11 protein-coding genes are annotated in these 12,010 nt (G+C 66.4%); 2 read left to right on the forward strand and 9 right to left on the reverse strand.

The window, feature by feature from the left end:
* The first annotated feature begins 8 nt into the window (after positions 1-8).
* Positions 9-332 carry an NAD(P) transhydrogenase subunit alpha part 2 gene (locus tag A7W11_RS17210; protein WP_066415707.1) on the forward strand — a complete coding sequence of 108 codons (324 nt, stop codon included), beginning with the start codon at positions 9-11 and terminating at the stop codon, positions 330-332.
* The gene (locus A7W11_RS17215; RefSeq protein WP_066415710.1) at positions 329-1,771 is read left to right on the forward strand and encodes an NAD(P)(+) transhydrogenase (Re/Si-specific) subunit beta; all 1,443 of its coding nucleotides are present in this window, start codon (positions 329-331) and stop codon (positions 1,769-1,771) included. Before A7W11_RS17210 ends, A7W11_RS17215 begins: the two co-directional genes overlap by 4 nt.
* Before the next feature lie 32 nt (positions 1,772-1,803).
* On the opposite strand, the gene A7W11_RS17220 is transcribed toward A7W11_RS17215, so the two are convergent.
* The 9 genes from A7W11_RS17220 to aroG all read right to left on the reverse strand — a co-directional run bounded on the left by A7W11_RS17220 (position 1,804) and on the right by aroG (position 11,981).
* The gene (locus A7W11_RS17220; protein WP_066415713.1) at positions 1,804-2,538 is read right to left on the reverse strand and encodes an amino acid ABC transporter ATP-binding protein; all 735 of its coding nucleotides are present in this window, start codon (positions 2,536-2,538) and stop codon (positions 1,804-1,806) included.
* Positions 2,535-3,215, reverse strand: a complete 681-nt coding sequence (locus tag A7W11_RS17225) for an ABC transporter permease subunit (protein ID WP_066415715.1) — start codon at positions 3,213-3,215, stop codon at positions 2,535-2,537. Before A7W11_RS17225 ends, A7W11_RS17220 begins: the two co-directional genes overlap by 4 nt.
* Before the next feature lie 10 nt (positions 3,216-3,225).
* Complete coding sequence (locus A7W11_RS17230) at positions 3,226-3,960, reverse strand: amino acid ABC transporter permease (protein ID WP_066415717.1); 735 nt, start codon at positions 3,958-3,960, stop codon at positions 3,226-3,228.
* 104 nt (positions 3,961-4,064) lie between these two features.
* Positions 4,065-4,961 (reverse strand): transporter substrate-binding domain-containing protein, encoded by an 897-nt coding sequence (locus tag A7W11_RS17235; RefSeq protein ID WP_066415720.1) that lies wholly within the window; start codon positions 4,959-4,961, stop codon positions 4,065-4,067.
* A 522-nt stretch (positions 4,962-5,483) separates the two neighbouring features.
* Complete coding sequence (gene glcF / locus A7W11_RS17240; protein ID WP_066415723.1) at positions 5,484-6,707, reverse strand: glycolate oxidase subunit GlcF; 1,224 nt, start codon at positions 6,705-6,707, stop codon at positions 5,484-5,486.
* A 7-nt stretch (positions 6,708-6,714) separates the two neighbouring features.
* The gene (gene glcE / locus A7W11_RS17245) at positions 6,715-7,812 is read right to left on the reverse strand and encodes a glycolate oxidase subunit GlcE (RefSeq protein ID WP_066415726.1); all 1,098 of its coding nucleotides are present in this window, start codon (positions 7,810-7,812) and stop codon (positions 6,715-6,717) included.
* 9 nt (positions 7,813-7,821) lie between these two features.
* Positions 7,822-9,324, reverse strand: a complete 1,503-nt coding sequence (locus A7W11_RS17250) for an FAD-linked oxidase C-terminal domain-containing protein (protein WP_066415737.1) — start codon at positions 9,322-9,324, stop codon at positions 7,822-7,824.
* 105 nt (positions 9,325-9,429) lie between these two features.
* Positions 9,430-10,839: an FAD-binding oxidoreductase gene (locus A7W11_RS17255; protein ID WP_066415739.1), complete on the reverse strand. Its 1,410-nt coding sequence runs from the start codon at positions 10,837-10,839 to the stop codon at positions 9,430-9,432.
* A gap of 68 nt (positions 10,840-10,907) precedes the next feature.
* A complete protein-coding gene (gene aroG, locus A7W11_RS17260) occupies positions 10,908-11,981 on the reverse strand; it encodes a 3-deoxy-7-phosphoheptulonate synthase AroG (protein ID WP_066415741.1) in 1,074 nt (357 codons plus the stop codon).
* Positions 11,982-12,010: the final 29 nt, after the last annotated feature.

Here is a 12,010-nt window from a genome sequence, read left to right on the forward strand (position 1 = left end):
GAGCTGATATGGAAGGCATCGACCACACCCTGATCAACCTGATCATCTTCGTGCTGGCCATCTATGTGGGCTACCACGTCGTCTGGAACGTGACGCCGGCGCTGCATACGCCGCTGATGGCCGTCACCAATGCCATCTCGGCCATCATCATCGTGGGCGCCATGCTGGCCGCGGCGCTGACCGAAGGCGGGCTGGCACGCACCATGGGCGTGGCGGCCGTGGCGCTGGCGGCCGTCAACGTGTTCGGCGGCTTCCTGGTCACGCGGCGCATGCTGGAGATGTTCAGGAAGAAAGACCGCAAAGCCGCCCCCGCCGGGGAGAAGCATCCATGACGATCTCGATGAACCTGGTGACGCTGCTGTACCTGGTGGCGTCGGTGTGCTTCATCCAGGCGCTCAAGGGCCTGTCGCATCCGACCACGTCCCGGCGGGGCAATGCGTTCGGCATGGCCGGCATGGCCATCGCCGTACTGACCACCGCCGCGCTGATCGTCAGCCTGGCGCGCCCGGGGCAGGCGGGCATCGGCCTGGGCTGGGTGCTGCTGGGCCTGCTGGTGGGTGGCAGCGTGGGCACCTTGATGGCCCGGCGTGTCGAGATGACCAAGATGCCCGAACTGGTCGCCTTCATGCACAGCATGATCGGCCTGGCGGCGGTGGCCATCGCCGTGGCCATCGTGGCCGAACCCCATGCGTTCGGCATTGCGGCGGCAGGCATGCCGATTCCGCCGGGCAACCGGCTGGAACTGTTCATCGGCACCTTCGTGGGCGCCATCACGTTCTCGGGCTCGGTCATCGCCTTCGGCAAGCTGTCCGGCAAGTACAAGTTCCGCCTGTTCCAGGGCGCGCCGGTGGTGTTCGGCGGGCAGCACATGCTGAACCTGCTGCTGGCCCTGGCGATGCTGGGCTGCGGCTTCTGGTTCATGGCCACGCAGGCCTGGCTGCCCTTCGTGCTGATGACGGCGATCGCCTTCGTGCTGGGCGTGCTCATCATCATCCCGATCGGCGGCGCGGACATGCCGGTGGTGGTGTCGATGCTCAACAGCTATTCGGGCTGGGCGGCGGCGGGCATCGGGTTCTCGTTGAACAACCCCATGCTGATCATCGCGGGCTCGCTGGTGGGCTCGTCGGGCGCGATCCTGTCGTACATCATGTGCAAGGCGATGAACCGCTCGTTCTTCAACGTGATCCTGGGCGGCTTCGGCGGCCAGGCGGGAGCAGGCGCCACGGCGGGCGATGCGCAGCAACGCAGCGTGAAGTCGGGCAGCCCCGAGGACGCGGCTTTCCTGATGGCCAACGCCGAAAGCGTGGTGATCGTGCCCGGCTATGGCCTGGCCGTGGCGCGCGCGCAGCATGCCCTGAAGGAGCTGGCGGCCAAGCTGGGCGAGAAAGGCATCACGGTGAAGTATGCGATCCATCCCGTGGCGGGCCGCATGCCGGGCCACATGAACGTGCTGCTGGCCGAGGCCGAGGTGCCCTACGACCAGGTGTTCGAGATGGACGACATCAACGGCGAGTTCGGCCAAACCGACGTGGTGCTGGTGCTGGGCGCCAACGACGTGGTGAACCCGGCCGCGAAGAACGATCCGCAATCGCCGATCGCCGGCATGCCGATCCTGGAGGCCTACAAGGCGCGCACGGTGATCGTGAACAAGCGCTCGATGGCGGCGGGCTATGCCGGGCTGGACAACGAGCTGTTCTACCTGGACAAGACGATGATGGTGTTCGGCGACGCAAAGAAGGTGCTGGAGGAGATGGTGAAAGCGGTGGAGTGACGCGCGCCCCGGCAAAGGCGGGGCGCGTCCGCTCAATGCTGCAGGATCTTCGACAGGAACTGCCGCGTGCGTTCGTTGCGCGCCCCCAGGTCGCCGAAGAACTCGTCCTTGGCGCAATCCTCGACGATGCGGCCGCCGTCCATGAAGATGACCCGGTCGGCCACCTTGCGCGCGAAGCCCATCTCGTGGGTCACGCACATCATGGTCATTCCCTCGTGCGCCAGTTCGACCATCACGTCCAGCACCTCGTTGACCATCTCCGGATCCAGCGCCGACGTGGGCTCGTCGAACAGCATGCAAATCGGGTCCATGGCCAGCGCGCGGGCGATGGCCACGCGCTGCTGCTGACCGCCGGACAACTGCCCTGGATACTTGTCGATGTGCGCCAGCAGGCCCACGCGCTCCAGGCCCTCGCGGCCCTTGCGCTCGGCCTCGTCGCGGTCGCGGCCCAACACCTTCATCTGCGCCAGCGTCAGATTGCGCCTGACCGTCAGGTGCGGGAACAGCTCGAAGTTCTGGAACACCATGCCCACGCGCGAGCGCAACTTCGGCAGGTCGGTCTTGAACTCGCCGACCGACACACCGTCGACCATGATCTTGCCGGCCTCGAACGGTTCCAGACCGTTGACGGTCTTGATCAGCGTGCTCTTGCCCGACCCCGACGGCCCGCAAACGACGACGATCTCGCCTTTCTGGATGGCGGTGCTGCAATCGGTCAGCACCTGGAACGCGCCATACCACTTGGACACGCGATACATATTGATCATGCGGATTTTCTCCGGACCATGCGCCCCACCAGGCGGGAGGCGCAGAAGCAGATGACGAAATAGACGGCGCCGGCGATCAGCATCATTTCGGCGATGCGGCCATCGCGCTGGCCGATGTTGGCGCTGCTGGTGAAGAAATCCGACAGCGAAATGACGAACACCAGCGCGGTATCCTGGAACAGCACGATGAACTGCGTCAGCAGCAGCGGCGTCATCTTGCGGAACGCCTGCGGCAGCACGATCAGTGCGAAGGCCTGGCGCGGCCGCATGCCCAGCGACGCCGCCGCCGCATACTGCCCTCGCGGCACGCTCTGGATGCCGGCGCGGATGATCTCCGCGTAGTAGGCGGCCTCGAACAGCGAGAAGCCCACCAGCGCCGACGCCATGCGGGTGTCCCAACTGCCGGCGCCCCAATACAGCGATTGCAGCAGTTGCGGCACCACCAGGTAGAAGCCCAGCAGCACCATGGGCAGGGGCAGCGCGCGGAACACGTTCACGTAGGCCTTGGCGAACAGGCGCAGGGGACGCCACCGTCCCAATCGCATCAGGGCCAGCACCGTGCCGAACAGGATGCCCGCCAACACCGCGACGAGCGACACCCGCAGCGTGATCAGCATGCCCGTCCACATGGTATGGAACACCTCGGCGGTGAGGAAATCGAAATGCAAGGGAATCATCGCCGTGCTCCTACTTCGCGCCCAGCGTGCCGGGCAGCCGCATGCGGCGCTCGACGCGCGTCATGACGAACATGATGGAAGCGTTGATCAACAGATAGCAGGCCGCCACAGTCAGAAACGACTCGTAGGGCTTGTTGGTGTAGTCGTTGAGCTGGTTCACGCGCGCGAACAACTCATAGACGCCCACTGTGCCGGCGATGGAGGAATTCTTCACCAGGCTGAGCGACTCCGATGTCAACGGCGGCAACAGGATGCGATAGGCCAGCGGCAGCAGCACGTGGCGATATACCTGCGGCTGCGTCATGCCCATCGCCAGCCCCGCATTGCGCAACCCCTGCGGCAGCGACTCGATGCCCGCCCTCACCTGCTCGCAGATGCGCGACGCCGTGTAGGCGCCCAGGCCGACCGCTGCGGTCAACAGTGCGGAATCCTGCGGCGGCAGCGCGAACAGCCAGTTGCGCACGCCCGCGGGCAGGAAATTCGGCATGAGGAAATACCACATGAAGAGCTGTACGATCAGCGGCACGTTGCGCATCACGTCCACGTAGGCCATGGCGACACCACGCATCAGGCGCGACGAGGTGGTGCGCATGATGCCAAGCAACGAGCCCAACACGAAAGCCAGCACCCACGCCATCAGACTGATTTCGACCGTGGTCAGGAAGCCTTGCCACAACCAGTCCAGATAGGTGTCGGCGCCATTGGGCGACTGCAGGAATACCGCCCAGTTCCATTCATAAGACATGCGTGCTCCTACGCGTTGCGGGCCGCGATGGCAGCGGCCACCCAAGCGGAACCGACGCGGCGCGCCTCACGCGCCGTTCGGCTCCGTCCAGCTTGCGCGGGACGCTACTGGAACGCCTTGTCGTTGGGATTCGCGTACGTCTGCTTCACCGCATCGGACATGGGGAAGTCCAGCGAGACGTTGCGCGGAGGGATAGGCTGCTCGAACCACTTGGCGTAGAGCTTGGCCATTTCGCCGGACTTCTGCATCGAGGTGATGACGCCGTCGATCAGTTCCTTGATCGGCTTGTCGTCCTTCTGCATCATGCAGCCATAGGCTTCATAGGACTGTGGCGTGCCGACGATCACCCACGGCTTGGTGTCGACCGCCGATGAGCGCGCGCCGTACAGCACCGCGTCGTCCATCATGTAGGCGGCCGCGCGGCCCTGCTGCAGCGTCAGGAAGGCCTGGTTGTTCTCGGGCACCCCGATGATGTGCATGCCCATCTGCTTCTCGACGTTCAGCGTGTTGATGAGCTTCTCGGACGTGGAGCCGGCCACCGTCACCAGCGTCTTGCCCTTGAGGTCCGTGAAGTCCTTGATGCCGGAGCTCGCGTTGGTCATCAAGCGGGTGCCGATGGCGAAGATCGTCGTGGAGAACGCCACCTGCTGCTGGCGTTCCAGGTTGTTGGTGGTCGATGAACACTCGAAATCCAGGGTGCCGTTGCGGATCAGCGCGATGCGGTTCTGCGAGGTGAACGGCAGCAGGCGATGCTTCAGGTCGGGCATGCCGAGCTTCTGCTTCAGCGCCTCCAGCACCTTCAGTTCGATCTCGTACGAATAACCGGTGTATTGGCCCCCGCCGATGGCGTAGTTGAACGGCGGCGACGATTCGCGCACGCCCATCGTCACCATCCCGGCGTCCTTGATCTTCTTGAGTGTTCCTGTCAGCTCCTGGGCCTGCGCGGTGCCGATGGCGGAGCAAACCAGGGCCACGGCTCCAAACAACTTGGTCAGATTCATTACGATGATCTCCGTGCGTTGAGGGTAGGCTTCCTGTCGGCAAGCAAGATGCATGCCATTTTTTGCCCATCGCAACGTGCGGGATGTCTGGATGCTCCCACTTTCCCAGGCAACGCGCCGTGCCGTTCTCACGAGAGGATCATCGCCCCGGCCGTCCCGGGCTCACGGGATGGGCGATCTCGGTGCGCGCTGCACAACAAGAAGGCCCGACGCGGTCGCCCGCATGAAGCATGGCGCGCGCCCACCGCACAATCAGGCGGCACCGCCCATGCACGCGAATGCACAATGCTCGCTAAACCATGCAGACGTGGCGTCTGGCCCGGCCACGTCCACCGCGCGCGGAACCAGCATGCCGATGTCGCCACCCGGCGCGATGCGCACGCCTTCTCCGATCTCCAGGCTGCTCAGGCCATTGACCGTATAGCGCGAGAAGCGCAGCCGGAGAAGCGAGGCGACAGGAACAGGCGTCTATCCGGCACGCGCGTGATCAATGCCCCCGCGCGGACGGCACCCGCGCGCCTCTCAGCCCGCCAGCGCCATATCCACCGCCTCGATCCAATGCCGCACCGGCGTATCGGTGCCGCCTTGCAGATGCCCGATGCACCCCATGTTGGACGACACGATCATCTCTGGCCGGGCCTGCGCGATATGGCCCAGCTTGCGATCCCGCAGCGTCTGCGAAATCCCGGGGTTCAGCACCGAATACGCCCCCGCCGACCCGCAGCACAGATGCGTTTCGCCAAAAGGCTGCAGATCGAACCCCAGCGCCACCAGCATCTGCTCCGACAGCGGCCGCAGCCCCTGCCAATGCTGCAGCGTGCACGGCGGATGGAACGCCGCGCGCGGCCCCGGCTTCAAGCGCGCCTTCAGTTGCGCCGCATGCGGCGCGACGATCTCGGCCACGTCCTTCACCAGCGCCACGATGCGCGCGGCGCGCTCGGCATATTGCGGATCGCGCCGCAGATGATGCGCGTAGTCCTTCACCATGGCGCCGCAACCCGAGGCATTCATCACGATGGCCTCGACGCCGCCCTGCTCCACCAGCGGCCACCAGGCATCGATGTTGGCGCGCATCTGCGCCAGGCCGTCCTCTTGCGCGTCCAGGTGGAAATTGATCGCGCCGCAGCACCCCGCGCCCGGCGCCACGCGCGTGCCGATGCCGATGGCGTCCAGCACGCGCACCGTGGCCGCGTCGATGGTCGGCATCATGGCGGGCTGCACGCAGCCGGCCAGCATCAGCACCTGCCGCGCATGTCCCGCCCCATCGGGCACGCGGCCCGGCGCGCGGCGCGCGGGCACCTTCAGCCGCAAGGCCGCCGGCAGCATGGGCCGCAATGCCTGGCCCAGCCGCATGGCGGGCGCGAACCACGGCGAATTCATTGTCTTGCGCAGCAGCAGGCGGCGCAGGCGGTCGGACCAGCGGCGCGTCACGCGTTCGTCCACGATCTGGCGGCCGATGTCCACCAGATGCCCGTACTCCACCCCTGACGGACAGGTCGTCTCGCAATTGCGGCATGTCAGGCAGCGGTCCAGATGCTGTTGCGTCGCCTGCGTGGGCTCGACGCCTTCCAGCACCTGCTTGATGAGGTAGATGCGGCCGCGCGGCCCATCGAGCTCGTCGCCCAGCACCTGATAGGTCGGGCACGTGGCCGTACAGAAGCCGCAATGCACGCAGCGCCGCAGGATGGCGTCGGCATCGTCACCCAGGGGCGTCTCGCGCGCCCAGCTTGCCAGGTTGGTCTGCATGATTGGTCTATAGCTCCAGGTACAAGCGGCCTGGGTTGAACAGGCCGGCTGGATCGAGCTCTTGCTTCAGGCGCCGCGTGAGCGTGGCCACGCCGGGCGCCAAGGGATGGAACACACCGTCGGCGGGTGCGGCCGACGACGCGGTGCGGAACAGCGTGGCATGGCCGCCGGCACGCGCCGCGGCATCCCGCACTTCCCCCACATCGGCCTGGCCGCTGAACCAGCGCTGCCCGCCTCCCCATTCGATCAACATGGGCGCCAGCGCCAAGGCCGGCGCCGTGGGCGGCACGGCCACGCGCCACAAGGGCCGAGACGGGTCGAAGAACGGATGCGTCTGCTCGCGCAGCGCGTACCACCAGGCATCGGCCTCTTGCAGTTCCTGCCCGCCGATGCGCGCCGTGGCGGCCTCGATGGCGGGCGGCGCGCCGGACAGGCGCACCGCCAGTTGCCCGTGCCCGTCCGCTTGCGGCACCCAGCACGACGCCGAGATCGGCATGGGCCGGCTGCGCCACTGCGAGAACAGGTTCAACGCTTCGTCCTGCGTGGCCTCCCGCAGCAGCGTGCGTTCCTGCATGGGACGTGGCAGCACCTTCAGCGACACTTCGATGATCGCCCCGAAGATGCCCTGCGATCCGGCCAGCAGGCGCGACACGTCGTAGCCGGCCACGTTCTTCATCACCTCGCCGCCGAAGGCCAGCAGGCGCGCATGCGAATCCAGCAGGCGGGCGCCCAGCACGAAGTCGCGCACCCCGCCCGCCGCCATGCGGCGTGGACCGGCAAGTCCGGCGGCCACGCAACCGCCCACCGTGGCATCGGGCCCGAAGTGCGGCGGTTCGAAGGCCAGCATCTGCCCGCGCGCGGCCAATTCGGCCTCGAGCTCGGCCAGCGGCGTGCCGGCGCGCGCCGTCACCACCAGTTCCGAGGGCTGGTAATTGATGATGCCGCGGTAGCCCGTCATGTCCAGCAGGCAGTGCCCATCCTGCGGCGTCAGCGGCCGATGGTTGCCATAGAACGACTTGCTGCCGCTGCCCGCGATGAACAACGGCTTCTGGCCCGCACGGGCGGTCAGGACCTGCTCGCACAGTTCCGACAGGACGAATTCCATGATTCGCCTCTAGAAACGGGACAGGTCGGGGAAACGCATCTCGCCGCCGTGCACGTGCATCTTGCCGTACTCGGCACAGCGCACCAGCGTGGGAATGACTTTTTCAGGATTCAGCAGCAAGGGCGGATCGAAGGCCCGCTTCACGGCAAGAAAGGCGTCCAGCTCGTCACGCGAAAATTGCACGCACATTTGATTGATCTTCTCCATACCCACACCGTGCTCGCCTGTCACGGTGCCTCCGACCTGCACGCACAGTTCGAGAATGGCGGCGCCGAACTTGTCGGCGCGTTCGATCTCTTCCGGCTTGTTGGAATCGAACAGGATCAACGGATGCAGGTTTCCGTCGCCCGCATGGAACACGTTGGCGCAGCGCAGCCCGAACTCGTCCTCCATCTGCTCGATGGCGTTGAGCACGCGGCCCAGGTGCCGGCGCGGAATCGTGCCGTCCATGCAATAGTAGTCGGGCGATACCCGGCCCGCCGCGGGAAAGGCATTCTTGCGGCCCGCCCAGAAGCGCAGCCGCTCGGCCTCGCTGCCCGAGACCTGGCAGCGCGTGGAACCGGCCTGCCGGCACACTTCCTCGATGCGCGCGATCTCGTGCGCGACCTCTTCGGGGGTGCCATCGGACTCGCACAGCAGCAGCGCCTGGGCGTCGAGGTCGTAGCCGGCTTTCACGAAGGGCTCGACCATATGCACCGCGCGGCGGTCCATCATCTCGAGCCCGGCCGGAATGATGCCCGCGGCAATGATCTGCGCCACGGCGTTGCCCGCGGTCTCGACACTGGGAAAACTGGCCAGCACCACCTGCGCGCACAAGGGCTTGGGCACCAGCTTGACCGTGACTTCGGTCACGATGCCCAGCATGCCCTCGGAGCCGACGAAGACGGACAGCAGATCCAGTCCCGCCGCATCCGGCGCCTCGCTGCCCAGCTCGACGATCTCGCCCTCGATGGTGACCATGCGCACGCGCAGCACGTTGTGCACCGTCAGGCCGTACTTCAGGCAATGCACGCCGCCCGAGTTCTCGGCCACGTTGCCGCCGATGGTACAGGCGATCTGGCTGGACGGATCCGGCGCATAGTACAGGCCGTGCATGGCCACCGCCTCGGAGACGGCCAGATTACGCACGCCCGGCTCGACCACGGCCGTGCAGGCGGCGGAATCGATGTGCTTCACGCGATTGAATTTGGACATGCCCAGCAGCACGCCGCGCGCATGCGGCATGGCGCCGCCCGACAGGCCCGTGCCCGCGCCGCGGGCCACCAGGGGCACGTTCATGCGCTTGCACAGGCGCATCACGTCCTGCACCTGCGACTCGGATTCGGGCAGCACCACCGCCACCGGCAGGCAGCGGTACAGCGACAGGCCATCGCACTCGTACGGACGCGTATCCTCTTCGCGGAACAGCACGCAGTGCGCCGGCAGGATGGCGCACAGAGCATCGATCACGGCTTTCGCGAAAAAGGCGTCCTGGCTGCTGACGGCCAGGCCGGTATCGGCCAATGTATTCATCCATCAACGATAACGCGACCCCGGGCCGCGCACACGACGGGACTTACCCGCATCCAAGGGACGGATCGCCCGCGACGCCTGCACGGACGGTCCGTCCACCGGTCGTCACCAGGCGATGATCTTGCCCGGATTGAGGATATTGTTGGGATCGAACGCGTGCTTCAGGCTGCGCATCAGCGCCAGCGCGTCGGCGCCGTGCTCGCTTTCCATGAACTGCATCTTGTGCAATCCCACGCCGTGTTCACCGGTGCAGGTGCCGTCGGCCGCGATGGCGCGCTCGACCATGCGATGGCTGATGGCCTCGGACTCGCGCCATTCTTCCTGGCTGTCCTGGTCCAGCAGCATCAGCACGTGGAAGTTGCCGTCGCCCACGTGGCCCACGATGGTGTAGGGAAAACTGGCGCGATCCAGGTCCTCGACCGTCTCGCGCACCACATCGGCCAGGCGCGAGATCGGCACGCACACGTCGGTGGTGCTGGCGCGGCAGCCGGGGCGCAGCTGCAGGCCCGCGAAATAGGCGTTGTGCCGCGCCGTCCACAGGCGGCTGCGGTCTTCGGGGCGCTCGGCCCAGTCGAAGTCCATGCCACCATGCTCGGCCGTGATGGCCTGCACCGTCTGGGCCTGCTCCTGCACGCCGGCCGGGCTGCCGTGGAATTCGAACAACAGCAGCGGCGATTCGTTCAGGTCCAGCTTGCTGTGCAGATTGACCGAGCGCACGGCGGCCGTGTCCATGAACTCGACGCGCGCCACCGGCACGCCCATCTGGATGATCTCGATGACGCTCTGCACCGCATCGTCCAGCGTCGGGAAATTGCACACCGCGGCCGAGATGGCCTCGGGCTGCGGATACAGCCGCACCGTCACTTCCGTGATGATGCCCAGCGTGCCTTCGCTGCCCACGAAGATGCGGGTCAGGTCGTAGCCCGCCGACGACTTGCGCGCGCGGCCGGCGGTGCGCACGATGCGGCCGTCGGCCGTGACCACCGTCAGCGACATCACGTTCTCGCGCATCGTGCCGTAGCGCACGGCATTGGTGCCCGAGGCGCGCGTGGCGGCCATGCCGCCCAGGCTGGCGTCGGCGCCCGGATCGATGGGGAAGAACAGGCCGGTATCGCGCACTTCCTCGTTCAACTGCTTGCGCGTCACGCCGGCCTGGACGGATGCCGTCAGGTCTTCGGCATCGATGGACAGCACCGCGTTCATCTGCGACAGGTCGATGCTGATGCCGCCCTGCACGGCCAGCAGATGGCCTTCGAGCGACGAGCCGGCGCCATACGGGATCAGCGGCACGCCATGCGCGTTGCACTGCCGCGCCACCTCGGCGACTTCCTCGGTGGTGCGGGCGAAAACCACCGCGTCGGGCAGCATGGCGGGATAAGGGGATTCGTCGCGGCCGTGATGTTCGCGCACGGCGGCGGCCACGGACAGGCGGTCGCCGAAGCGGGCGCGCAGTGCATCCAGACAGGCGTCGGGCACGGGCCGGCGCAGGGTTTCGGCTTCCAGGGGAGCATTCATGGCAAAGGGCGTTCGGGTGGACGACGCAATGATTTTACGCCTGCGCCGCCCCACGCCCTCTCAGGACCTTACTTGCCCGTGGTCATGGTCACGCGGCGGCGCTCCTGCACGGCGTCCGCCAGGCGCTGCAGCACCTTTTCCGAGGCGTCCCAATCGATACAGCCATCGGTGATGCTCTGGCCATACGTCAGCGGCTTGCCCGGCACCAGATCCTGGCGCCCGGCCACCAGGTGGCTTTCGACCATCACGCCCACGATGCGCGACTCGCCCTGCTCCATCTGGCGCGCCACGTCGTCGATCACCAGCGGCTGGTTCTCGGGCTTCTTGCTGCTGTTGGCGTGGCTGGCGTCGATCATCACGCGCTGCGCCATGCCCGACTTGCTCATGTCCTGGCACACGGCCTCGACGCTGGCCGCGTCGTAGTTCGGCGCCTTGCCCCCGCGCAGGATCACGTGGCAGTCTTCATTGCCGGCCGTGGACACGATGGCAGAATGGCCGCCCTTGGTCACCGACAGGAAATGGTGCGGCTGCGAGGCGGCCTTGATGGCGTCGACCGCGATGCGGATATTGCCGTCCGTGCCGTTCTTGAATCCCACCGGGCACGACAGGCCCGACGCCAGTTCGCGATGTACCTGGCTTTCCGTCGTGCGCGCGCCGATCGCGCCCCACGACACCAGGTCGGCCATGTACTGCGGCGTGATCATGTCCAGGAACTCGCAGCCCGACGGCAGACCCATGCTGTTGATTTCCAGCAGCAGCTCTCGGGCCATGCGGATGCCCTTGTTGATATTGAAGCTGCCGTCCAGGTCCGGATCGTTGATCAGGCCTTTCCAGCCCACGGTGGTGCGCGGCTTCTCGAAATACACACGCATGATGATCTCGAGCTCGCCGGCGTAGCGCTTGCGGGCTTGGACCAGCCGCTGGGCATATTCCAGCGCGGCGCGCGTATCGTGGATCGAGCAAGGCCCGATCACCACGATCATGCGGTCGTCCATGCCGTGCAGGATGCGATGCGCGCCCTGGCGCGCGGCATACACGGTCTCGGACGCCTCGCGGGTGCACGCGAACTCGCGCATCACGTGCGAAGGCGGCGTCAGTTCTTTGATTTCGCGAATGCGAAGGTCATCGGTATTGTGCGACACGGGACTGCTCCTGGTATGACCCGCCTGCT

It is taken from the genome of Bordetella ansorpii, from assembly GCF_900078315.1.
Classification (GTDB): domain Bacteria; phylum Pseudomonadota; class Gammaproteobacteria; order Burkholderiales; family Burkholderiaceae_B; genus Bordetella; species Bordetella ansorpii.